Consider the following 23,062-nt stretch of genomic DNA (forward strand, 5'->3'; position numbering starts at 1 on the left):
TCACCCAGCGCCCGCCGCCCCACCCGGTGCGGCCGGGAGTGTGCGGCAGAACTCCATCTTGTTTCCATCGGGGTCGTAGAACCACAGGAACTCGGCGTTACGGCCGGCGCGCACACCGTCGGCATCAGCCGGGAACCCCTCGACGACCTCACCGTCGTTGAACAACGCACCTCGGCCGGCGAGCTCATGGCGGAGCTGCGCCAGCCGCTGGCGGGTCATGAAGACCAGTGTCGGCGAATGTGGGTCACGCGGACCCTGCATTGAGCTGTCCTCACTGAGGAAGACGTTCATCCCTGCCAGGCGGAACAGCGCGAACTCGGTGATCTGCCCGGCCAGGCTGGCGTCGGCTCCGCGGCTGCGCGGTTCGCATCGGAAAACTGCGGAGTACCAGCGGATCGAAGCCTCGAGATCACTGACGTGGAAGGTGAGGAACGCCCCGGCGCCCTCAAGAACGTCTGCGGTCGCGTCATGGTCACCCGAGTTCGTCGTCATGGCAATCGGCTCAAGCGATGCTCACGCTCTTGGTCTGCAGGAACTCATCGAGACCTTCCCGGCCACCTTCCTTGCCCATGCCGCTGATCCCGATACCACCGAACGGGCGGTGCACGGACAGGTTCATCGCGCCGTTGATCAGCACCTCGCCCGTCTCGAGGGCCTCGGCGACCCGGTGAGCGCGCTTGAGCTCGTTGGTGAATACATACCCGGACAACCCGTAGGGTGTGCTGTTGGCGATCTCGATGGCTTCTTCTTCGTTGTCGAACGGGATGATCGACAACACCGGCCCGAAGACCTCCTTCTGCGCCAACTCCGACTGAGGGTCGACGTCGGCGAATACGGTGGGCTGCAGGAAATATCCGTCCGCGAGGTCGCCACCCAGGCGTTCGCCGCCGGTGAGCAAACGTGCGCCGTCCCCCTTGGCCCGCTCAATCATGCCTGTGATGCGTTGTAGTGCGGCGTCATTCACGACTGGTCCGGAAACAGTGTCCGGCTCGAAGGGATCGCCGACCTTGATCATCGAAGCTATCGCTTCGACGCGCGCGATGACATCGTCGTACACCGGCCGTGCCACAATCATCCGCGTCGGTAAGGCGCAGCCCTGACCGGTCATGAACCCGACCGACAGCAGAGTGCCGACCCCGCAGGCCGCGTCGAGATTTGCGTCCTCGAAGACGATGTTTCCCGACTTGCCACCCAGTTCCATGACGGACGGTTTGATGTGCTCGGCGCATGTGTGCAGGATCTTGCGCGCGGTATCAGGCCCTCCGGTGAAACTGACCTTCTTGACCAACGGATGTGCGACCAGCGCAGCACCTGCCTCGGCGGAGCCCGGCAGCACGTTGAGGACGCCGTCGGGTATTCCGGCCTCGGCGGCCAGGTCGGCGTACAAATCGGCGCTGAACGGGGTCAGCTCGGACGGCTTGATCACGACCGTGTTTCCCGCGGCAAGGGCGGCAGGGACTTTCATCGCCAACGAGATGAGCGGACCGTTCCAGGTGATGATGACGCCGATGACCCCGTACGGCTGACGCAGCGTGTAGCTGAACTCACCGTTTGCGCGGTAGGAACCCGATACCTCGCTGGTGATCTTGTCGGCCCAGCCCGCGTAGTACCGCGTCCACTCCACCGACGTCGCAACCAACCCGGCCACCAGGCCCGACGCGGTGCCGTTGTCGAAGGTACCCAGGCGGGTGAAGTCGTCGGCGTGCTGCTCGATCAAGTCCGCGAAGCGGAGCAGCAGACGCCGGCGCTCCGAGGGGTTCGTCTGGCGCCAACTCTGATAGGCGTTGTGTGCCGCGGCAACTGCCTCATCGATCTCGGCGGGCCCGGCCATCGGAATCGTGGCGTCCGGGGTCCCGGTGCACGGGTTGACGTGGTCGAACGTGCCGCCGGAAGCGGTACGCCGTTTCTCACCGCCGATTCGTAACGTGACTTCGGGGCGGGTGGTGTCGATCGTTGAAGCGGTCATGTGTCTTCCCGTGAAGTCAGCGCACCGCGAAGCCGGCGTCGAGCGGCCAGGTGGTACCCGTGATGAATTTGCCCGAATCGGACACCAGCCACGCGACGGCTTCGGCGATGTCTTCGGGTTGCAGGATCTGGATGGGTAGGACGTTCTGCATAGCCGAGAGCGCCTCGTCGCCCTCTTCGAACAGTTTCGCCATCGTCTCGTTCATCACCATGCCCGTCGCCACTCCCGTGGGGTGGATGGTGTTGACTCGGATCGATTGTGGGCCAAGGTGATTAGCCCACACCTGCATCAGGCCGACCAGCCCGCGCTTGGCGGCGGCATAGGCTTGGCCGCCGGCGCGGTCGGTGCCCGTGGCCTTGAGGCCGGCACTCGAACTGGTGATCACAATCGATCCGCCGCGGCCGCCCTCGATGAGGTGGGGAATCGCCGCCTCGACGGTGTTCCAGACGCCGACGAGGTTCACGTCGATGATGTCGCGGAAGATCTGACGCCGGGCGGAACCCGGGCTGAGCCGCACGATCCCCGCGTTCGCCACCACAATGTCGAGGCGGCCGAACTGATCGACGCCTTCCTTGACCACGGCATCAACAGCATCCGCGTCGCGTACGTCGGCCTGCCGGGCCACGATTCGCCGGCCTCGGTCCTCGACGAGCTTCACCGTCTCCTCGAGTTCGGCGGGCGTCGCGTTCGGGTAGTCCATCGAATCGATGTCGGCGCAGATGTCGAGCGCGATGATGTCGGCGCCCTCGCTCGCGAGCCGGACCGCATGGGCGCGGCCCTGGCCGCGAGCGGCGCCGGTGATGAAGGCGACGTTGCCTTCCAGATTCCCCACGAAACTGTCTCCTTTGTCAGTCCGGCGCGTGGCCGGTGTGGATGCGTGCCAATCTCAAACCTTCATCGGAGTCGTCGACCTCGACGCTCCAGTTGCCGCACGTGCAAGAGGCACGGTAGTGGCCGTTCTCCGGCAGGATCGACTGGCCATCACAGTCGCCGCCGGAGTTCGCGATGCTGGTGAGGAATTCGAGCGGTTTCTCGTGTAGCGCGCTGTCGTCGTCGGCCATGGCGCGTCACCCCTTCCGGACGTCGGCGGGCCGGAAGACTGGCAGCATCCAGCCGTCCGCGATAGGTGAGAAGTCCGCGCGCAGCGCCATTCCGATCGTCACGTCAGCCGGCCTGACGTCGACGACGTTGCTCACCAGCCGGGCGCCGGGCGCGTCAGGTAGATCCACCACTGCTGGCACCAACGTCAACTCCGGGATCCCGGGGATGCCGTGCACGACAGCGAAGCTGTACACCGTCGCCTCACCACTGAGTTCAATCCAATTGACACCTCTGGACTGACAATTCGGGCAGAACGGCGTCGGCGGCAGACGGAAGGTGCCGCAGTCGGCGCACTGCGGCGCGACCAGCCGACCTTCCTTGGCCGCCTGCCAGAACGGTTCGGTGTCCTTGTTGACCGCGATCCGGACGTGCTCACCGGGCAGCGTGGTCGCCAACGTGGCTTCAGCCGTGCTCATGCGGCACGTCCCAGGATCAGTCCGCTGACCGGCAGGCTGGCCGGCCCGCCGGTGACCAACGCGAGTTCGGCGTCGGCCACTTGATTGATCGCGGTGCCGCGCATCTGCTCGACTCCTTCCATGATGTGGGTCATGCCGATGATGTAGGCCTCCGAAAGCTGGCCACCGTGAGGGTTGAGCGGGATTGAGCCACCGTCGTACCGGATGGCTCCGCTCTCGACGAAGGGACCGCCTTCACCCTTTTCGCAGAATCCGTAGTCCTCCAGCTGCATCAGCACCATCGGGGTGAAGTGGTCGTAGAGCAGCGCCACATCGATGTCCTTGGAGGTGATGCCGGCCTGCCGGTAGAGCCGGTCGGCGATCGGCTTGTTACCCGAGGACGCGAAGTACTCGTCGGGCATCCCCATCCAGGCGAACGCGCGGCCCCAATCCTTGACGCCGCCGTGGGCCGCGGCGACGACCGGGACCGGCGGTTGGCGGAGAGCCTTGGCGCGGTCCATGCTCGTCGTGATCACCGCGACGGCCCCGTCGGTCTCCTGGCAGAAGTCGTAGAGGCACAACGGCTCTGCGATCATCCGTGCGTTGAAGTAGTCCTCGAGCGTGAGCGGTTCCCGGTGAATCGCCTTGGGCCGGTTGAGCGCGTTCTTCCGGGTCGAGATCGCAATCTCGGCGAACGCCTCCCTGCGGGTGCCGTACAGATGCATGTGCCGACGCGCCAACACCGACATCAGCTGACCGGGCCCGAACAGACCCGACGGCTGAAGGAAGGAGTTGATCGGATCGGGGTCCATTGCCGAGAAGACCGAACCCAGACGCTGTTTGGCCTGCTGTAGCGCCATGACCGTGACTACGACAGACGCGTCACCGGCGACGATCGCGGCCCGAGCCAACCCGATGGCGCCCGCCGATCCGCCGCCCCCCGACGTGAGGGCAGCGGTGAAGCGGACCTCGGGGATGCCGAGGGTCTCCATGAAATCGGCGGTGTCCATCTTCTCGGTGTAACCGGCACTGGCACCCGAGTAATAGGCGAAACCATCGATGTCGCGGACAGACAGACCAGCGTCCTCGCAGGCGGCGAGGATCGCCTCGCCGCCGAGTTCGGTGATTGTCTTGGGCAGCGAGCCACCCCGTTTGTAGTACGGCGTTGCGCCGACCCCCACGATGGCGGCGTCACGAAGCCCGTTCGAATTGGTCACAGCTCAGATACTTTCGGCCGGAACGGGCGGGACATCAGGGAACAGCTCGAAGAACGTGCCCTGCGTGATTCGCAACCGCGTCTCGTCGCTCACACCGTCGAAGAGCGTCTTCAGGGTGTCCTGCGTGTGACCGAACGTGCCCTCCATGTGCGGATAATCGCTTCCGAACATGACGTTGCGATAACCCATGTGGTCGAAAGCTGCGACCGCGGTCTCGTCGTGCTGGAATGACGCGTACACCTGGCTGAAGAGGATCTCCTTGGGATTGCGGCTGAGTTTGGGCCGGACCGCCAGGTGATGCTGGCGGTACCCCTCGAGCAACCGGTCCCCCAGGAACGGAACCCACGTCGCGCCGCCCTCCGAGATCAGCACCTTCAAGTCCGGATGGCGGTCGAGCGCCCCCGACGCGACCATCTTCATCGCGGCACGCTGACCCGAGAAGGTCGTCTCGGCGTAGTTCATGATCGCGCCACCGGGACCGCGGTAGACCTGCCCGGCGCCACCGGTCGCGCTGTTACCGGCTTCGACGTCCACCGGGTCGGTGCCGATGTGGAACGCGATCACCATGCCGGCCTCTTCGGCGGCGGCCCAGAACGGTTCCCATTCCTTGCGGTGCCAGTCCGGGGCGCTGGGGTGGGGCGTCGTCGGCAGGAACACGGCTTTGTAGGAGTGGTCGGCTGCCCACTGCAACTCCTCGATGGCGTCCTCGACGACCAGGGTCGACACCTGCGCGGTCACCACGTATCGGGGTGAGACCGCTGCGATCTCCTCGAGCGCCCACTCGTTGCTGGCCCGCATGCACGCTTTGAGCAGTTCAGGGGTACGGAAAGTCGACGCCCACATCCCGAGTGAGGGGAAGATGACCTCGCCCCAGACACCTTCGGTGTCGAGGTCTCCGAGGCGCGCACGAGCGTCTCGTACCCCCTGTGGCTTCGAGCTCAGTTCGGCGAAGGCGACCATCGCCGACGATGGGAGCTTGCGGCGGAAGATCTGACCGTCGACGTACACGGTCTCGTACTCGCCGTCTGGATCCTTCTCCGATCGCGGGCACAGGTCGGCCAGTCGCTTGGGCAGTCGCGATTGCCACAGATCGTCGGGTTCCAGGAAATGTGAGTCGCCCGAGTTCGTCCAGATCTTGGTCATCGGTCCTCCATCGTGCTGCGAGCGCGAAAAATTGATTTTCACCAGGTTATGGGTCCCGCTGCGCGCATGTCAACCATGATGGGTGCACTTCGGGCCTGGATTCGCCGCCGCAGCTGGGTTAGCATGCGACCCACATCACAAGCGCAGGCGCAACGTGATTTGGCGCGAAAATGAACTTTTCGAAGGAGTTGCATCAGATGTCAGCCGCTTTCCCTGGCGAGGCCCGTGTCGATACAACGGCGCCGTTGGCCGGTATCCGCGTCGTCGACCTGTCCACGGCGTTGCCCGGTGCGTACTGCACGCAGTTCCTCGCCGACTCCGGGGCAGACGTGTTGATGGTGGAGGCACCCGGCGGTAGCCCATTGCGCTCGCTTCGAGGCTGGCCTGCGCTGGGGCGCGGCAAGCGCAGCCGAGTCGTCGACCTCAAGTCCCAGTCCGGGGCGGCCGAACTGGATGAGGTCCTGCGCGACGCCGACGTCATGGTGACGACGTACAGCCCGGCCGCACTCGCCGCACTGGGCATCGACTCGCAGGTGCTTTCGGCCCGCCACCCCCGACTGGTGATCGCGCACATCACCGGATGGGGCCGAAGCGGACCATGGCGGGACTTCAAGGGCTACGAGGGTCTGGTGCTTGCCAAGGCCGGTCTCTCCCAGGCCGTACGCCGGATGGCGAATCCGCCGCGGCCGTCGTATGTCACCGTTCCCTACGCCAGCTTCGCGGCAGGACACATTGCAGTGCACGGCATCCTTGCTGCGCTGCATGAGCGCGACCGCAGCGGGCTGGGGCAGATCGTCGATGCCGACCTGGTGCGCGGGGTGCACGCGATCGACGCGTGGAACTGGTTCGGGGAGATGGTCGGCATCCGGTGGCCGGAGGCATACCAGACCGTCGAAGCGTGGACCGAACAGGGCACTCCGCAAAGCCCGATGTTGCTGGCACTTCTGGCCGCACCGACCAAGGACGGGCACTGGCTGCAGTTCGCTCAGGTCTCGCCGCACCTGTTCGCGGCGATGCTCACCGAGTTCGGAATGATGGAATTGCTCGCCGACCCGAAGTGGAAAGGCTTTCCCGCGCTGGAGAGTCCGGAGCTGTACCGGGAATTCTGGTCGATCCTGCTCTCGAAGGTCGGCGAGCGCACACTCGCCGAGTGGCAACAGTGTTTCGACGACAATCCCAACTTGTGTGCCGAGCTTTTCCGGTCCGGCCCGCAGGTCTTCGACCATCCTCAGCTCATCCACGACGGCCGTTCCATCGTGGTCGACGACCCCGACGTCGGGCCGGTCCGCCAGCCCAGCACCCTCATCCACACTCCGAATGGCGCTTTGCGCCACCCCTCGCCCGCGCCTCGACTGGGAGACGGACCGGACGGCTGGTCGGCTGACGCGTCGGCCGCGAGTTCCGGTGGGGGCGACGGTTCGACGCCGCCGCTGACCGGAGTCACGATCCTCGAGTTCGGCGAGATGTTCGCCGCACCTTACGCGTCCAGCGTGCTCGCCGATCTCGGTGCCCGTGTCATCAAGTTCGAGAACGTCAACGGCGACAACATCCGCAACCTGCTGCAGTTCCCCGAAGCCGCCGGCGCAAAAGTCATGCAGGGCAAGGAAAGCATCCAGGTGGACCTGCACACCGAAGAGGGGCAGGCGGTCGCTCACCGGCTCGTCGCCTCCGCCGACGTGGTGCTGCAGTCCATGCGCGCCGGCGCGGCCGAGCGGCTGGGGATCGGGGCGGAGAGGCTGCAGGCGATCAACCCCGAGCTCATCTACGTGTCGGCACCCGGTTACGGCGTCGACGGGCCCTACGGTGGGCGTCCCTCCTATGCGCCCAGCATCGGCGCCGCCGGTGGAGTGGCACTGACCAACACACCGGACGCGGCCTGCGCGACGTCCTGTCTGGACGAAGTCATGTACCACGCGCCACGGGTCACCAGCGCAGGCACCGCACCGGAGTTGCAGAGCGATGGCCTGGCCGCCCTCGCGGTCGCGTCGGCGATCCTGACCGCGCTCATCGGACGCGACCGCGGCCGACCGATCAACGATGTGCGCACGTCGATGCTCGCCACGGCCACGCACGTTCTCACCGACTGGGTGGTGGACTATCCGGATGCGCCCGCGGCTCCGACGCCCGTGCACAGCGGCCGGGGCCTGTCGGCGCTGTACCGGATCTACGACGCCAGCGAGGGGCACATCTTCCTGGCCGCGCCGCAGCCCAAGGAATGGGACCCTCTCGTCGAAGCATTGCGGGACTACACCGATTTGACCGACGGGCGCTCTCTGACTGACGACGATCTCGCGGGTCGGCTCGAGGCGGTTTTCAGCAAGGAGCCGGCCGGGTTCTGGGAGAAGCGCCTCAGTGCGGCAGGGGTCGGATGTGTCCAGTTGTACGAGGGCGCCCCTGCGCGGCTGATCCAGACCGATCCGCAGCTGACCGCCGAGTACACCGTGCCTGCCGTCAGCCCGGTGTTCGATGAGCACCTACGGTTCTCGCCCCTGGTCGGCATGAGCCGATCCGCAACCAGGGCGCCCGGCGGTTGTCTGGCCGGTCAGCACACCGCCGCGGTGCTGCGAGAGTTCGGCTACGATGACGCGACCATCGCGAAGTGGAAGGATGCCGGTGTAATTCACTGTGGCTGAGAGTAAGACGGTCGATCGCTCGTCGGAGCGGCAGCACATCATCGACGCTGCCTACCGATGCCTGGATCGCAACTCCGGCTCGTCGGCCTCCATCACCGAGATCCTCGACGAGGCCGGGCTGGGCACCAGGGCGTTCTACCGCAACTTCAACACCAAACACGACCTGCTGCTGGAGATGTTCCGACGGGACCAGGAGGCCGTGCAGGCGCAGTTGCGGGAGGTCGTGGCGCGTGCCGAAACGCCGGTCGACGCGTTGCGGTCCTGGATGACGCACATGCTCGATTTGACGTCGAATCCACGCAAGCGCAAGAGAATGGCCACCTTCTACTCCGAAGAGCTGCGGCGCACTCCCGGCTATGCCCGCGAACTGGAGATTGTCAGCGCGACCGACCAGGCGTCGATCGCCGCGATCCTGCACCGCGGCAAAGCGCAGGGTGTCTTCACGAAGTGCAACCCGGAGGCGGATGCTCGGTCGATACGGGCCGCTGTCGAGGCGGCACTACTCGATCGGTTCAAGCAGAAGTCCACCGGCGACGTCACCGAGGACGTCGAGCAGCTGCTGGGTTTCGTGCTGCGCGGCCTCGGTTTCCGGTGATTTTTCATCGGCGAGCAGACGCGAAGTGCCCTGAAATCCGCGAGATGTAGGGCAGTTTGCGTCTGCTCGCCGTGGAAACTCACCCCGTCGGTAGCGGACCGACCAGGCCGCGGGGCGATGTACCGTACAGCCAGCTGACGGCCTGCCCGATCTCCGAGAACTCCAGTGAGGCACCGTCTTTGGCGTGGTAGCGGCCGGACGCCTCGGTGAAGCCCTCGATGCGGCTGAGCTTGTGGCCGTCGACACGCAGAATCTGGCCGGTCAGCCACGCCGACTCGGCCGACTGCAACCACGCCACGACCTCCGAGCTGCGGGCGGGATCGAGCGCCGGGTCGGCGGCGCGGTCGCCCTTGAAGAAGTCCTCGCTGATACGGGTGACGGCCAGCGGTGAGATCGCGTTGGCCACAACGCCGTAGCGTCGACCTTCCATCGCCGTGACCACCGTCAGGTTCGCGATCGCGGCTTTCGCCGCGCCGTAGGCGCTCTGGCCGACGTTGCCCCACAGCCCGGCACCCGACACGGTGTTGACGATGCGCGCGTCGATCTGGTTACCGGCCTTGGATTGACCCCGCCAGTACTCGCACGCGTGCTTGGTGACGGCGAACGTGCCCTTGAGGTGCACCGCGATCACGGCGTCCCAGTCGGCCTCCGTGGCGTTGGCCACCATGGCGTCGCGCACGATGCCGGCGTTGTTGACCACGCCGGTCAGCGTGCCGAAGGTGTCGACCGCGGTGCGCACCATGTCGGCGACGTCGTCCCAGGAGGCGACGGAGCCGGTGTGCGCCACCGCCTTACCGCCGCTGGCCTCGATCTCGGCGACGACCTCTGCCGCGGGGCCGGCGTCGCCGGCGGTGCCGTCACGCCCGACGCCGGGGTCGTTGACCACCACCGCGGCGCCGTGGGCGGCCAGCGCCAGGCAGTGCCCACGCCCGATACCGCGACCTCCGCCGGTCACCAGCACGACTCGTCCGGCCAATGCGCCTGTCATGCATATCCTTTCACTCGAACAATGCCGCGATCAGTCGGCGGCGTTGGTCCCAGTCGGCCCCGCGCAGATCGGCGTGGCCCTTCTCGGTGACGATCAGATCGACGTCGTGTGCGGGCGTCGACGCCGGCCTGCTCAGCCGCTCGACATAGGGGGAGCGGCCGTTGACCGACGACGGGACCGCGATGATCGACAGGCCACCCCGGCTCATCGCGGCGGCGGCGCAGTAGTCCGGATGGCCGCCGATTCCTCCGACGATCTTGTCGCCGACGCCTTCGACGTTGACCTGGCCGAAGGGGTCGATCTCGATCGCGGTGTTGACCGCAATCAGCGGGGCGCCGCGGGAGAGCCGGGTGAGGTTGTGCGTGTAGTCGATGCCCCGCAGAATCGGCCGGCCGTCGGCCCATGCATACAGTTCCTCGGTACCGAGAAGGTATGTGGCCGATGGTGTTTCGGCCAGCAGGCCGCGTCGCTCCAGGCCGATGACCGCATCGGTCAACAACCCGGTGTCGACGGCGACGGGCTGGCGGATGCGGTCCAGCAGCGCGGTGCCCAACTGGCCGGGACCGTACTGTAACCGCGCGTCTTGCGGGACGAACTCGAGCACCGCGGCGGCGAGCGCTTCGTGGACCGGTTCGGCCGCCCGCGCTGCTGTCGCCAACGGTGCGTCGCCGCAGCGGCCGATCACCTGCACACCGGGCAACGGGGGACCGGCGTCCGCGCCCGGCCCGTCGCCGACGATGCCCAGCACCGGCACACCCGCCTCGACGAGTTCGCGTTGCCACGACACTTCGGTCGCGAAGAAGTACTGCCCATGGTCCTCGACCAGCCGGGTCACCAGCACGTCCGGGCGCAGGGTGTCGCGCAGCAGCGCCGGGATGGCGCTCAGCCGGACGGGAACGAAACGGGCGTTGGATGCGGTCAGGATGTCACGCACACCCCACCCCGGCATCAACGCAACGACCTCATTGAATGCTTCGGGGGTCAGTCCGTCCAGTGGCGCGGTCAACCACCCTACGATCAACCGGATATCGCCGAGTTCCGCGGCCAGTGCGGAAATTGCCGCACAGACCGAGGTGCCGTCGTCGGCAGATCTCAATGCACCGACGCCGTCGCCCAGTGCCACCGTCATTCCCGGCCGCACGTGTCCGCGCAGAACGGCCCTCACCGGGGTTCTTTGGGCAGACCGAGCACCCGTTCACCCAAGATGTTGCGCTGGATCTCGCTGGTGCCGCCGAGAATGGTCTGCGCGCGGCCGACGAGCATGGCCCGCACCAGTTCGGCGTCCTCCGAGCCTTCGCCGGGATCGATGCAGGCGTCGGTGCCGAGCACCTCGGTGGCCATGTCACCGAGATCGCGGTCGGTCTCCGAGGTCATCAGCTTGAGGACCGAGAACGCCGCCGACGTCGTGTCACCTTCGTCGATGGCGCGCTGCCAGGTGTAGCGCAGCAGCCACATCCGCGCCCAGAGTTTGACCATCGACCGACGCAGCACGGGGTCCAGCGCATCCCTGGCCTCGCCCGCCGCGACCATCTTCTCGTGCAGTTTGAACATCGCGACGGCCTGTGAACCCAGCGTCAACCGCTCGCGCCCGAGCGTCATGATCGCGATCGTCCAACCCTGCCCGGGCTCGCCGATCAGCGCATCGTCGGCCAGTTCGCAATTGTCGAAGAACACCTCGTTGAACTTGCTCTCGCCGTCCATCTGCTGCAGGGGGCGAACCGACACGCCGTCGGCGTCCATCGGGACGATGAACATGGAAAGCCCGCGATGCGATTCCGGGCCGGTGCGGGCGAGCAACAATCCGAATTTTGCCGAATTGGCCGCCGAACTCCACACCTTCTGGCCGTTGATGCGCCACCCCGTCGGCGTCTTCTCGGCTTTTGTCCGAACACCGGCGAGGTCCGAGCCGGCACCTGGTTCGCTGAACAACTGCGTCCAAACGTCGTCGCCGAGCCTGATCGGCTCCAGATACCGCGTCTTCTGTTCGTCGGTACCGAACTTGATCAGCACCGGGCCGACGAGATCGATTGCGGTGATGGCGAGTTGGCGGGGGACTCCCGCCCGCGCGCATTCTTCGGCGAACGCGGCCTGAAAGGCCACCGAGGCGTCTGCGCCGCCGTGCTCGACGGGCCAGTGCAGACACACGTATCCGTTGGCGGCCAGGTACTTGTGCCAGGCGCGGCCGGGCTCTATGTCATCGGCGGTCGGGGTCGGACCGTAGTTCCGAAGCCCCGGCGGTTTGGGTGCATTCTCCAGAAACGCACGGAACTGCGACCGCAGTCCCGCGACGTCCTCGGACGCCTCAGAGACTCCCGACATGTCCGTCGGCTTCGAGCTACGTGCCGTTTTCGTCAAGAACCGATTCCATCGCGTTGAGTCGTGACCATCCCATGCCTCAGAATAGTCCTAAACCGACAAATGTTTAGTTATTTAGCGGTAATGTAAGCACAGGTCCGACTGTCGAGCAAGGCTCCGCAGGAAGGGAGACACGTGCGGATCATCATCACGGGCGGCAACAGCGGGGTCGGCAAGGCGACGGCCTCGGCGATGGCGGCCGCCGGTCACGAGGTCGTCATCGCGTGCCGTTCGCTGTCGAAGGGCCGCGACGCCGTAAGTTCCATGAAGGGGCACGTCGAGCTCGCGGAACTGGACCTGGCCGATTTGGCCAGCGTGCGCCGGTTCGCCGACTCGGTCGACCAAGTGGACGTTCTGGTGAACAACGCCGGCGTGCTCGGCCTCCCACTCACACGAACCGTCGACGGCTTCGAAGCCCACATGGGCACCAACCATCTCGGTCACTTCGCACTGACATGTCTGCTCGGTGATCGGATTCGCGATCGGGTGGTCGTCGTGTCCAGCAGTAACCATGCGCTGGCGCGCATGCACTTCGACGATCTCAACTGGCGCCGACGTCGGTACAGTCCGCTGGCGGCATACAACGAGTCGAAGTTGGCGAACATGCTGTTCGTGCACGAGTTGGTGCAGCGGGGGCGTACTGCCTACGTGTCGGATCCCGGGATGACGGACACCGACATCACGAGGGACGGGCCCGGGCCACTGCGCTGGGCCGGACGGGTGGTCGCTCCCCGTATCGCGCAGACGGCGGAAGACGGTGCCCGCTCAACCATCCAAGCCATCTCGACCGACCTGCCGAATGGAACCTATATCGCGCCGCGCGGGCCACTGCATCAGTGGGGTAGGCCGAAGCCGACAAAACCGGCTACGAAAGCGCGTGATTCGGAAAGCTCCCGCCGTCTCTGGGAACTGTCGGCCGAGCTCACCGGATGCGACTGGTAGCCGTACGCAGACGAGTGAACGGGCCCGGTGCCGCCGTCGGCGACACCGGGCCCGGGAGTTCGGCGGAGGCGGTCAGCCCACCAGCGCGGGCTCGCTTGCTGCCACGCGGGGGAAGTTCAACATGCGCCGGGCGTTCTCCTCGACGATCAATGTGCATTCCTCGTCGGGCACGTTGGCGAGAACCTCCGCCGCCCGCTTGCGTGAGTTCGGCCAGTTCGAATCGGAGTGCGGGAAATCGATTTCCAGCATGATGCGGTCGACGCCGATCTGGTGGCGGTTGGCCAGCCCGTGTTCGTCGTCGATGAAGCAGCCCCAGAAGTGCTTCCGGAACAGATCCGAGGGCCTGGTGTCGAAGTCGATCGACTGGTAGTAGCGGTGGCGTTCCCATACGTAGTCAGTGCGTTCGAGGATGTAGGGCACCCAACCGATCCCGCCCTCGGCCAGAGAGAACTGCAAGTCGGGGAACTGTTGCAGCTTGCCGGAGAGCAGCAGGTCGACCGTCGTCCACATCAGGTTGGTGGAGAACAGCGCCGTGGCGACCGCGAAGGGGGCGTCCGGAACGAAGAGCTGTCCGGGAATCGGCTTGACCGAGGAGAACGAGAAGCCGGGAACGTATGAGCCCGAACCGAAGTGCAGCGAGACCGGCATACGGGCTTCACTGCACACCTCCCACAGCGGGTCCCAGTGGTCGGAGTGGAACGACGGCAAACCCAGCGGCACCGGGCTGTCGGGGAAGGAGACCGTGCGGGCCCCTTTGGACGCCACGCGTTGGGCTTCGGCGACACACGCATCGATATCCCAGGTCGGCAGGATTGCGAGCGGGATGTACCGCTCGGGTGCGGTTGCGCACCATTCGTCGATGTAGAAATCGTTCCAGGCCTTGACGCACAACAACGCCAGTTCCTTGTCGGCGGCTCGTTGGAAGGTGCCGCCGGCGAAACCGGGGAACGACGGGAAGCACAGCGCAGCCTGCACTCCGTCGAGATCCATATCGGCGATCCGCGCGACGGGGTCGTAACAGCCGGGGATCATGTCCTCGTAGCGCACCGGATCAAGTCCCCACTCCTCGGGCGGCTTGCCCGCGACGGCGTTCAAGCCGATGGTGGGGAAGATTTCCCCGTCATAGCTCCACAGGTGCATCCCGTCCTTCTCGATGATGCGCGGACCCGCCTCGCGGAACTTCTCCGGCAGGCGGTCCTGCCACACGCGGGGATGTTCGACCAGGTGGTCGTCCACGGAAACGATCTGATGCTCATCGCGCAACGGCATAGCCAGGGCCTTTCTGACGGCGTGTCTTGATTTCTGACGCTTCGTCTCACAGTATATGAGGTGTGCCACATTCGTAAAGCAAGGAGAGTTGAGTGACAGAACAGCCGGCGCCCGAGCGGGAGAAGCTCGCGGAAGACGACCACGATCTGCTGACCTTCGGCGAAGCGGGAGAGCGGTTGCGGATCGAGATCGCCGCCGCCGAACGCCAGGTCGCTGAACTGGCCGAACACGGTGACGGCAGCGAGCTGGAGAAGGCTCGGCGGCGACTCGAGGGGCTGCGCGCTGCGGTTGGGCGCAACTCCGCCCAGCCGATCAACGACGACAACTTCGAACGCTTCTTCGGATACCGCGGCAAGGCCCGGCGCAATCTGCCCGTCGACGAATCCGGCAGGTAACGGCGCCCGCGAGATCTGGACGGGTCATCATGTGAGCGTCATGTACGAGCCGGAGAAGGTCCGTCGCGCGGGTTACGCACCCATGAACGTCGAAGTGGGACGCCGCGGCCTGCACACCCGGCAATCAATCGTGCGCAGCGCCGCCCGGCTGTTCCTGGAGCGAGGCTTTCACGGTACGTCCATCGACGCCATCGCCAGGGCGGCCGGCAGTTCGCGAGCGACGGTGTATCAGTACTTCGAAGACAAGGAAGGCATCTACCGGGAATTGGCCGCACAGTGCGTGCCCGCTGTGCTCGACCACGCGAACCGGCTGGGACCGCTTGGTCCCGACGCGGACGGGATGCACAACCTGTTCGACTGGCTCGAACAGTGGGCCGCGCTCTATGAAGACCACGCGGTCGTGCTGCTGGGGTTTCCGGGTCTGGGACCTTCGGCCGGTATCGAGACAACCGATTACATCGCAGATCAGTATGTGTCGAGGGTGCTCGACCGTATCAGCACTGCCCCCGTGGGGGCCGTCTCGCCCGAGGACGTAGCCGCCGCGGTCGTGCGAATCGCGCACATGGTCAACCTCTACCGGTATCGCGGCATGTGGGACCTGCCGAGCGCCGATGCCGTGACCGCGTCTCTGACGGTGGCGCTGCAGTTGCTGTTGTTTCCCGATACGCCGCACGCCGTGCTCGAGACCGTAGGCCCTCCAGGTGGTTCGACGCCGACCACATCGGCAGCGCCGGCGGGGCCGACTGCCGCTGCGCCGTCGACGCCGGTGTCACCCGTCCGCTCCGATATCGTCGCCGCGGCCTCGGCGCTGTTCGCCGAGCGCGGCTACTACGCCGTGGCGATGGATGACATCGCATCGGCGGCGAAAGTCAGCCGGGCGACCCTGTACCGGCACTTCCGGACCAAGGTGGCGATTCTGTCGGAGCTGACCGAGTGGGCCGTCGTCGAGGGCGCCGGTCTCGCCGCAGATCTCCAGGGCCTCGCCGACTCTGGCTTCACCCGAGATTCGTTGCACGCGTGGCTCGGTAGGTACGTTCGATTCCACCGTGCCTACGGCAGCGTCATCCAGACGTGGTACGACGGCGGGCTCAACCGCCAACTCGCGGACGCGGTGGGTACTGGAATCGGGCCCTTCCAAGAAGCTGCCACCGCGCTGCTCGCCCGTTCGGGCCTGCCGCGCGGCATCGACATTCGGGTGGGCGCAGCGATCTTTTTGTCCGTGCTCGGCCGGCTGACCGAATTGACAATGACCAAGCGCAATGTCGATACCGATTACGACAGCGCGGATCTGATGCTAGAAGTGCTGAGGCGGGCATTGAGGATGTCGTTCGACGACGAGAACGGCACACACGGCGGGCGCCCTCGCCTCGACCAATAATTGTGTTTGGCAGATGACTGTCATAGCGTGCGGTGGTGGAGGGTGAGGTGGCTCATGAGTTGGCTGAGCGGAAGGCGGTGACTGGTGGCGCGTGGTGACCGCTCCCCGCGCAACGAGCATGCGGCGCGAACGCGTACGGCATTGCTCGACGCGGCGATGGACCTGTTCAGTGCTCAGGGCTACGACCAGACCACCACCGAACAGATCGCTGAAGCGGCCGGGGTGTCGCCGCGGACGTTTTTCCGGTACTTCCCGACCAAGGAGTCGGTGCTGTTCTCGGGGGAGTACGGCTTCATTCATTCGTTCAGCGGCGTTTATCTCGCGCAGGACGAAAGTCTGTCGGACTACCGGGCGATGGCCGAGTCCTTCGCGCTCCTGGCGCCGGGACTGAAAAGGTACCGCCAGCGCATCGCGCAGTATCACGAAGCAGTCGCCTCGTCGTTCGTCCTGCGCGGCCGGGAACAGCAGAATCATGCCGACAACGCCGAAACGGTGGCCGAGGTGATTGCCCGGCGGCGCGGCTCGGATGCGCCCGACAACGCCTGCCGGCTGCTCGCGGCCGTCGGCATGATGTTGCTCGACCGCGCGATCCGGGCGTGGTTGGCCACCACCGGCCACGGTCTCGACGAACTCATTCGCGACGAATTCGCGGCTCTGCCAGATCTTCTCGCGTGAAGTCCGGCCATTCGCCATAGCGGTTCAACCCGGATTCGCCCTGGCTCAACTCGGTTGACAATTACGACAGTGAACTGCCATATTTGGGCGGTCCGTCCTCTGGGATCGTGCGATCCGCCCTTCCCTTACCCCATCGGCTCCCGGGCCAGATCAAGGAGTGCCATGTCGGCCCAACCGAATGACGTCAGCCCACGACCGCCCGACGGAGATTGGCTGGGCACTCCGTATCTGAGGTTCGAGCGGAACGGCGCGATCGCCGTACTGGTGCTCGACCGCCCGGAGGCGCGCAACGCGATGACGCCCGCGATGTACTTCGGGATTCGGTACGCGATCCAACGGGTGAATTCCGATGAAAGCCTTGCCGGCCTGTTGATCACCGGTACCGGTGATGTATTCGCGCCCGGCGGGGATCTGGGTCAACGCGCGGCGGACAACTGGATGGATTTCGCCACCACGATGGGCATGGACGTGACTCCGTTCGACACGCTGCGCCAGTCGGCCAAGCCGGTGGTGGCGGCCGTCAACGGACTCGCTCAGGGCGGCGGACTGCAGATCGCCATCTGTAGTGACATGGCCGTCGTCAGCGAGCGGGCGACGTTTCGGGTGCCGGAGCTCTACCGCGGTATCGCCGACACGTATTACAGCCATATGCTCGCGAGGTTGATCGGTCCCGTGCGAACCCGCGACCTGATGTTCACGGGTCGCGTGTTGTCAGCTGAGGAGGCGCTCGAGTGGGGCCTCGTCTCACGGGTGGTACCCCACGACGAACTGATGTCGGCGGCGCGTGAGGTCCTCGCCCAATGCTGTCGTACCGCACCCCAGGCGCGCGCGCTCGTCAAGGCCAGCCTCGACAACTACATCGGGCTTTACGACCGCATCGGCATGAAGGTGAGTCTTGACGGTCCGGAAGCGATCGAGGGCTTCGTTGCGTTCAAGGAGAAGCGTTCGCCGAACTGGGTGCACCCCGATCTGAGGATCGATGGTCGCTTGTAGATCGACCGCGGATCTCGTGCGCGACGCCGGCTATGCCCGGGACGAATCCCGGTCCCGGAAGAATCGCGCGGCCTGCTCCACCGCGGCCAGTGTCGACCCTGGGCTCCAGCCCAACTCCTGAACGGCCTTCGTGTGGTCCATCGGTGGTAACACGTCCAGCAGTCTCACGCTGGTTGTCGAGAGCAACAGGTCCCGTCGCAGCACACGAGCCGCGACGTCACCGAGCGCGCAGAGTCGGTACACCAGGGGCAGGGGCAGGCCTACCTTCGGTGGCCGGGCTCCGACGGCTTCGGCCGCCGTGGTCAGCAGATCGCGAAGGCTCAGATAGCGCTCGGAGATGATGTAGCGCTGTCCCGGTCGCCCCTTCTCGGAGGCGAGGATCAACGCCTCGGCAGCGTCGTCGATGCCCACGGATTCGGTAGCCAACCCGTTGACGTAGAAGGGCATTCGTCCGGCTGCCGCCGCCGCGACCAGAGACCCGTGCGGTGTCGGTTGCCAGTCACCGGCGCCGTAGGTGTTCGCGACGCACATCGCAACGGCGGGAAGTCCGTCCTCTTCGGCGTGACGAAGCACCAATCGCTCGGCTTCGACCCGGGAGCGAATGTAGCCGCCGCCGAGGTCCTGCCATTCGTTTGCATCGTCCTCGGTCGCGGGCCGGTCATGGGGGATTCCGATGGTGCCGATCGTGCTGGTGAACACGAACTTGTTCAGATCCGCCGTTTTCGCCACATCCAGAACGTTGCGCAACCCGTCGACGTTGGTGCGGTACACCGGCTGTGGATCGCGCAACCACGCGCGGGTGTCCACCACGCAGTAGAAAACGTTGTCGCACCCGTCCATTGCGGCGCGCAGCGCCTCGGTGTCGAAGATGTCTCCGTAGTGCTTCTCGACATCCAGACCCTCGATCGCCTTTGTCGAGCTGGTCCGCCGCAGCATCACCCGCACCGATTCGCCACGCTCGACCAGACGTTGCGTGACGTGCGATCCGAGAAAGCCGCTGGCGCCGATTACGAGGTTGCGACGATCACCCACGGTCACTTCTCGCGCAGGTAGGAGTCGTACTCGTCGCGGGTGGACTCCATCGCGTTGAGTCGCCGTGTCAGCAAGGTGATTTCCGCATCGTCGTCGGGGGAGTTCTCGTCGAGTTCGGCCAGCCGTGCCTTGGTGCGGTCGATCTCGATCAGAAGGCGTTCGTGCGCTTCGTCTTTGGTCAACAGATCCTGGTCGGCCCAGTCGTCCAGCGGGAGCTGTTCGACCGGGCCGCCGTCCTCAGGGGTCATGAGGCTCGAGGGAAGTTGTACAGCTTGCGCGTGTTCAACTCGACCATCTGGTGCACCTCGTCGTCGGGGACGTTCTCGAATGCCTTGGCGGCGCGCTCGCGGCTCTGCGGCCAGTACGAGTCCGAGTGCGGGTAGTCGCACTCCCAGGTGATGTTCTCGATGCCGATCTTGTCGCGGGCCTCGACACCGAAGTCGTCCTCGATGAAGCAGCCGTGAAAGTGCTTGCGGAACAGGTCGCTCGGCAGCACTTCCTGGTTGATGTTCTGGTAGAAGCGGTGCTTGCGCCAGACGCTGTCGCAGCGTTCGAGGATGTAGGGGATCCAGCCGATCCCGCCTTCGGACAGCCCGATCTTGAGCTTCGGGTGCTTATGCAGGGCGGGGGAGAACAGCCAGTCGGTCAGCGCGCCCATGCTGATCGTGCCCATCAGCACGATGAACACCGCGAACGGGGCGTCCGAGGCGATCGGCGGCGGGAACCCGCCGGAACCGAAGTGCTGGGCCAGCACCAGATCGGTTTCTTCGAACGCCGACCACAGCGGATCCCAGTGGTCGCTGTGCAGGGACGGCAGTCCGAGGCGGTCAGGCAGATCGGGGAAGGTTACGCATTTCGAGCCCTTCGCGGCGACGCGGTGAAGCTCTTTGATGCTGGCGTCGAGATCCCAGAACGGCAACATGGAAACCGGCACGAACCGGTCCGGGGCGGTCGCGGCCCACTCGTCGAGGTGGAAGTCGTTCCAGGCCTGCGAGCACAGCAGCGCCAGTTCCTTGTCCTCGCCTTCGGCGAACACCGCGCCGGCGAAGCGGGGGAACGACGGGAAGCACGTCATCGCCTGCACCCCGTCGATGTCCATGTCGGCCACGCGAGCCTTGGGGTCGTAGCAGCCGGGAATCATGTCGTCGTAGCGCACCGGTTCGATGCCGTACTCCTCGGGCTTCTTGCCGGCCACCGCGTTGAGCCCGATGTAGGGGTAGATGCGGCCTTCGTACTGCCACACCTGGCACATCTGCCCGTTGTCGGGGCGCTCCCACTCGATGATCTTGGGACCGGCCTCCAGGTACTTCTGCGGCAGCCGGTCACTCCAGACCTTCGGATGCTCGATCAGGTGATCATCGACAGAGATCAGCTGCATGTGGGGCTGCAGTGGCACAGTGGCTCCTTCGTGGGGCTAAATAGAAAAACATATACCCATTTCTCTCGCATGTGAGTCTACTCACAGCGCAAACGTCCGACAAGTACCGGTTACGGCTTCGTCCCGGCCGGGCGGCGTGCCCGGGAACCGGTGCGGCGTGGGCGGGTCACGCCGCTCGGTGGGACCTCCGGGTCGATTGCCTTCAGGCAGAACGAAACAAGGTAGTCCACCTCGCCGGCGGTGGGCTGCGTGGCGCGATGCTCTACCTGTGCTCGGAGGACGGGCGCTACGTCACCGGCATCACGCTGCCGGTCGATGCGGGGCTGGTGGCGAGGTGACCGCCCTTCGAGCATCAGACCTCTACCACACCGGGATCGTTGTCGCCGACCTCGACGCGGCGATGGAACGGCTTTCCGCCGTCGCCGGCTACCAGTGGACGACACCGATGGCGTTCAGTCTTCCCGTTCGCATCGGAGACCACGACCGGACAGTGGATTTCCGGTTCGCGTACTCACTGCAGGCGCCGCGGCTGGAACTGGTGCAGGAGATTCCCGACTCGATCTGGACGCCCGCGCCCCGCAACGCCGCGCATCACCTCGGCTATTTCGTTGACGACGTGGCTGCGGTGTCCGGTCGGTTGACCGAGGCGGGGTTCGCGCGCGAGGCCTGTGCACTGGGCGACGACGGCTCGCCGGCGGCATTCGCGTATCACGTTGACTCGGCGGGTATCCGGATCGAAATTGTCGAGCGTTCGCTGTTCGGCGACTTCGAGGAGTTCCTGAACCAAAGCGGCAAACATTTATCTGATTCGCGCTAGGGTGAGGTCGTCCGACGACCAAAGGCTTGCGATGAGTTTCGATTTGACCGGAAAGCGTGCTCTCGTCACCGGCAGCAGTTCGGGTATCGGCGCGGGAATCGCCTCGTTACTGGCCGACGAGGGCGCATCGGTGGTGGTGCACGGGCGCAACGCAGACCGGGCCGAATCGGTGGCCGACCGGATCCGGGCTCGTGGCGCCAAGGCGGCTACCGCGATCGGCGATCTGGCCACCGAGGACGGCGCGGCGCAGGTCGCCGAGGCTGCGGCGAATGCGTTCGGCGGCGTCGACATCCTGGTCAACAATGCCGGCGGCGCCTCGGAGACCAACGTCCAGTCGTGGTTCAAACTGCCGGTGTCCGAGTGGGGCGTGACCTACCAACGCAACGTCATGTCCGCCGGATATCTGATCCATGCGCTGGTGCCCGGAATGAAGGAGAACGGGTGGGGACGCATCGTGCAGATCGCGTCCGCGGCAGGCATAATCCCGACCTCCGGCCAGCCGGACTATGGGCCGTCCAAGGCCGCGATGATCAACATGTCGATGGGGCTGTCGAAAGCGCTGGCAGGAACCGGAATCACGGTGAACACGGTGATGCCGGGCATGATCATGACCGAGGGGCTCAAGGACTTCCTGCGGACCTTTGCCGAGCGGCGTGGCTGGGGCGACGACATCGACAAGGCCGCCGAATACGTGCTCAAGGGCACCGGACAGACCGTGCACCGAATCGGGCAGATCAGCGACGTCGCCTATGCCGTCGCCTTCCTGGTGAGCCCGCGAGCCGACTTCTTCAACGGCATCAACCTCCACCTCGACGGTGGCGCTACCCAATCGATCTACTGACGTGAAGTTCACCCTCGAGTATCCGAGCGACGTTCCCACCGCCACCCCCGAGCTCCGCGAGCCTGGTGTCATGCGTTCGCTGGCGGTGCACGCCGAGGCGGTCGGATTCGACGCCATTGCGCTCGCCGATCACCCTGCGCCGTCGGCGAAGTGGCGTAGTGCAGGTGGTCACAACACGTTCGACCCGGCGGTGGCGCTGGCCTTCTTCGCGGGAGCGACAACCGCGGTCCGGTTGATGACGCACCTGTGGGTGCTGCCGTTCCGAAATCCGTACCTGACCGCCAAAACCCTGACCTCACTGGACGAGGTGTCCGGTGGGCGACTGATCGCCGGCGTCGGGGCCGGCTATCTGCGCTCGGAGTTCGCCGCACTCGGCGTGGATTTCGATGAGCGGGTGGCGCTTTTCGACGAGCACCTCGCGGCGCTGCGGTCGATCTGGCTGTATCCCGAACAACCGGTCACCGGAAGCACATTCGCGGCGCCCGGGGAACTGGCGGTCAGCGCACCAGTGCAGAAGCCGCATCCGCCGCTGTGGATCGGCGGCAACAGCCTGGCCACGCTGCGCCGCGTAGCCGAGCACGGCAGCGGATGGTGCCCGATGGTCAACCCCGCCGCCGTCGCCTCATCAGTACGCACCACGGCGATCGAGACGGTCGACGATCTCGCGCGGGCGGTGGACAAGCTGCGGATGCTGCTCGCCGAGGCGGGCCGTAACCCCGCGGAGGTCGAGGTCCAGGTAGCGGTGCCCGCAGTCGATTTCGACGATACCGCCGCAGTCGGCGCGCTCGATGGATTCGTCTCAGCTGTCGGTGACGCGGGAGCCACCCGGATCCTCGCGCACGTGGACGCCGCGTCGGCCTCGGCAGCAGAGACCTACATGACGCGCTTCGCCTCGCACTTCGGCATGATGGGCTCGCGAGTGTGAAGCCAGTGCGAAATCCGATGCGAG

The 23,062-nt window shown here is 65.6% G+C and carries 24 protein-coding genes; 10 read left to right on the plus strand and 14 right to left on the minus strand.

What is annotated here, in order from left to right:
• Genes BHQ18_RS15105 through BHQ18_RS15135 form a run of 7 tightly spaced genes read right to left on the minus strand, consistent with a single transcriptional unit; the run spans nucleotide 1 to nucleotide 5,822 of the window.
• The gene (locus BHQ18_RS15105) at nucleotides 1-492 is read right to left on the minus strand and encodes a VOC family protein (protein WP_069414436.1); all 492 of its coding nucleotides are present in this window, start codon (nucleotides 490-492) and stop codon (nucleotides 1-3) included.
• A gap of 10 nt (nucleotides 493-502) precedes the next feature.
• Nucleotides 503-1,966, minus strand: coding sequence for an aldehyde dehydrogenase family protein (locus BHQ18_RS15110; protein ID WP_069414437.1), 1,464 nt, complete (start codon nucleotides 1,964-1,966; stop codon nucleotides 503-505).
• Nucleotides 1,967-1,982: 16 nt separating this feature from the next.
• Nucleotides 1,983-2,798 carry a mycofactocin-coupled SDR family oxidoreductase gene (locus tag BHQ18_RS15115; RefSeq protein WP_069414438.1) on the minus strand — a complete coding sequence of 272 codons (816 nt, stop codon included), beginning with the start codon at nucleotides 2,796-2,798 and terminating at the stop codon, nucleotides 1,983-1,985.
• Between the two features lie 16 nt (nucleotides 2,799-2,814).
• Nucleotides 2,815-3,027: a hypothetical protein gene (locus BHQ18_RS15120; protein ID WP_069414439.1), complete on the minus strand. Its 213-nt coding sequence runs from the start codon at nucleotides 3,025-3,027 to the stop codon at nucleotides 2,815-2,817.
• 6 nt (nucleotides 3,028-3,033) lie between these two features.
• Nucleotides 3,034-3,483, minus strand: coding sequence for a Zn-ribbon domain-containing OB-fold protein (locus BHQ18_RS15125; protein ID WP_069414440.1), 450 nt, complete (start codon nucleotides 3,481-3,483; stop codon nucleotides 3,034-3,036).
• Nucleotides 3,480-4,679, minus strand: coding sequence for a thiolase C-terminal domain-containing protein (locus BHQ18_RS15130; RefSeq protein ID WP_069414441.1), 1,200 nt, complete (start codon nucleotides 4,677-4,679; stop codon nucleotides 3,480-3,482). Before BHQ18_RS15130 ends, BHQ18_RS15125 begins: the two co-directional genes overlap by 4 nt.
• 3 nt (nucleotides 4,680-4,682) lie before the next feature.
• Entirely contained in the window at nucleotides 4,683-5,822 is a 1,140-nt protein-coding gene (locus BHQ18_RS15135; protein WP_069414442.1) for an amidohydrolase family protein, read from the minus strand.
• A 197-nt stretch (nucleotides 5,823-6,019) separates the two neighbouring features.
• Here BHQ18_RS15135 and BHQ18_RS15140 point away from each other — a divergent pair, with 197 nt between their 5' ends.
• Both BHQ18_RS15140 and BHQ18_RS15145 read left to right on the plus strand, forming a co-directional pair.
• Nucleotides 6,020-8,455 carry a CaiB/BaiF CoA transferase family protein gene (locus tag BHQ18_RS15140; protein WP_069414443.1) on the plus strand — a complete coding sequence of 812 codons (2,436 nt, stop codon included), beginning with the start codon at nucleotides 6,020-6,022 and terminating at the stop codon, nucleotides 8,453-8,455.
• A complete protein-coding gene (locus BHQ18_RS15145) occupies nucleotides 8,448-9,050 on the plus strand; it encodes a TetR/AcrR family transcriptional regulator (RefSeq protein ID WP_069414444.1) in 603 nt (200 codons plus the stop codon). Before BHQ18_RS15140 ends, BHQ18_RS15145 begins: the two co-directional genes overlap by 8 nt.
• A 79-nt stretch (nucleotides 9,051-9,129) precedes the next feature.
• Here the strand turns inward: BHQ18_RS15145 and BHQ18_RS15150 are convergent, their stop codons facing one another.
• Genes BHQ18_RS15150 through BHQ18_RS15160 form a run of 3 tightly spaced genes read right to left on the minus strand, consistent with a single transcriptional unit; the run spans nucleotide 9,130 to nucleotide 12,357 of the window.
• A complete protein-coding gene (locus tag BHQ18_RS15150) occupies nucleotides 9,130-10,038 on the minus strand; it encodes an SDR family NAD(P)-dependent oxidoreductase (protein ID WP_205866109.1) in 909 nt (302 codons plus the stop codon).
• Nucleotides 10,039-10,048: 10 nt separating this feature from the next.
• Entirely contained in the window at nucleotides 10,049-11,167 is a 1,119-nt protein-coding gene (locus BHQ18_RS15155) for an acetyl-CoA hydrolase/transferase C-terminal domain-containing protein (protein ID WP_069414445.1), read from the minus strand.
• Nucleotides 11,168-11,199: 32 nt separating this feature from the next.
• Nucleotides 11,200-12,357: an acyl-CoA dehydrogenase family protein gene (locus tag BHQ18_RS15160; RefSeq protein ID WP_069414446.1), complete on the minus strand. Its 1,158-nt coding sequence runs from the start codon at nucleotides 12,355-12,357 to the stop codon at nucleotides 11,200-11,202.
• Between the two features lie 171 nt (nucleotides 12,358-12,528).
• Between BHQ18_RS15160 and BHQ18_RS15165 the strand changes: the two genes are divergently transcribed.
• Complete coding sequence (locus BHQ18_RS15165) at nucleotides 12,529-13,335, plus strand: SDR family NAD(P)-dependent oxidoreductase (RefSeq protein WP_069414447.1); 807 nt, start codon at nucleotides 12,529-12,531, stop codon at nucleotides 13,333-13,335.
• Nucleotides 13,336-13,407: 72 nt separating this feature from the next.
• Here the strand turns inward: BHQ18_RS15165 and BHQ18_RS15170 are convergent, their stop codons facing one another.
• Nucleotides 13,408-14,604 carry an amidohydrolase family protein gene (locus BHQ18_RS15170; protein WP_069414448.1) on the minus strand — a complete coding sequence of 399 codons (1,197 nt, stop codon included), beginning with the start codon at nucleotides 14,602-14,604 and terminating at the stop codon, nucleotides 13,408-13,410.
• Between the two features lie 92 nt (nucleotides 14,605-14,696).
• Between BHQ18_RS15170 and BHQ18_RS15175 the strand changes: the two genes are divergently transcribed.
• The 4 genes from BHQ18_RS15175 (at nucleotide 14,697) to BHQ18_RS15190 (ending at nucleotide 18,045) form a co-directional block, all read left to right on the plus strand.
• Nucleotides 14,697-14,999, plus strand: a complete 303-nt coding sequence (locus BHQ18_RS15175) for an acyl-CoA synthetase (RefSeq protein WP_069414449.1) — start codon at nucleotides 14,697-14,699, stop codon at nucleotides 14,997-14,999.
• Between the two features lie 40 nt (nucleotides 15,000-15,039).
• Nucleotides 15,040-16,377, plus strand: coding sequence for a TetR/AcrR family transcriptional regulator (locus BHQ18_RS15180; RefSeq protein ID WP_069414450.1), 1,338 nt, complete (start codon nucleotides 15,040-15,042; stop codon nucleotides 16,375-16,377).
• Nucleotides 16,378-16,461: 84 nt separating this feature from the next.
• Entirely contained in the window at nucleotides 16,462-17,052 is a 591-nt protein-coding gene (locus tag BHQ18_RS15185) for a TetR family transcriptional regulator (protein WP_069414451.1), read from the plus strand.
• A 162-nt stretch (nucleotides 17,053-17,214) separates the two neighbouring features.
• Nucleotides 17,215-18,045 (plus strand): enoyl-CoA hydratase/isomerase family protein, encoded by an 831-nt coding sequence (locus tag BHQ18_RS15190; RefSeq protein WP_069414452.1) that lies wholly within the window; start codon nucleotides 17,215-17,217, stop codon nucleotides 18,043-18,045.
• Between the two features lie 30 nt (nucleotides 18,046-18,075).
• Here BHQ18_RS15190 and BHQ18_RS15195 read toward each other — a convergent pair whose 3' ends face one another.
• The 3 genes from BHQ18_RS15195 to BHQ18_RS15205 are packed head-to-tail and all read right to left on the minus strand — an operon-like array spanning nucleotide 18,076 to nucleotide 20,473.
• Nucleotides 18,076-19,077, minus strand: a complete 1,002-nt coding sequence (locus BHQ18_RS15195) for an NAD-dependent epimerase/dehydratase family protein (RefSeq protein ID WP_069414566.1) — start codon at nucleotides 19,075-19,077, stop codon at nucleotides 18,076-18,078.
• 2 nt (nucleotides 19,078-19,079) lie between these two features.
• Nucleotides 19,080-19,325, minus strand: coding sequence for a hypothetical protein (locus tag BHQ18_RS15200; protein WP_069414453.1), 246 nt, complete (start codon nucleotides 19,323-19,325; stop codon nucleotides 19,080-19,082).
• Nucleotides 19,322-20,473, minus strand: coding sequence for an amidohydrolase family protein (locus BHQ18_RS15205; protein ID WP_205866110.1), 1,152 nt, complete (start codon nucleotides 20,471-20,473; stop codon nucleotides 19,322-19,324). Before BHQ18_RS15205 ends, BHQ18_RS15200 begins: the two co-directional genes overlap by 4 nt.
• A gap of 316 nt (nucleotides 20,474-20,789) precedes the next feature.
• On the opposite strand from BHQ18_RS15205, the gene BHQ18_RS15210 reads away from it, so the two are divergent.
• The 3 genes from BHQ18_RS15210 to BHQ18_RS15220 are packed head-to-tail and all read left to right on the plus strand — an operon-like array spanning nucleotide 20,790 to nucleotide 23,038.
• On the plus strand, nucleotides 20,790-21,272 hold the full coding sequence (locus BHQ18_RS15210) for a VOC family protein (protein ID WP_069414455.1): 483 nt from the start codon (nucleotides 20,790-20,792) through the stop codon (nucleotides 21,270-21,272).
• Nucleotides 21,273-21,303: 31 nt separating this feature from the next.
• Nucleotides 21,304-22,113: an SDR family NAD(P)-dependent oxidoreductase gene (locus BHQ18_RS15215; RefSeq protein ID WP_069414456.1), complete on the plus strand. Its 810-nt coding sequence runs from the start codon at nucleotides 21,304-21,306 to the stop codon at nucleotides 22,111-22,113.
• 1 nt (nucleotide 22,114) lies between these two features.
• A complete protein-coding gene (locus BHQ18_RS15220) occupies nucleotides 22,115-23,038 on the plus strand; it encodes a TIGR03619 family F420-dependent LLM class oxidoreductase (protein WP_069414457.1) in 924 nt (307 codons plus the stop codon).
• Nucleotides 23,039-23,062 lie beyond the last annotated feature (24 nt).

Origin of the sequence: Mycolicibacterium flavescens (assembly GCF_001722335.1) — a bacterium.
GTDB lineage: Bacteria > Actinomycetota > Actinomycetes > Mycobacteriales > Mycobacteriaceae > Mycobacterium > Mycobacterium flavescens.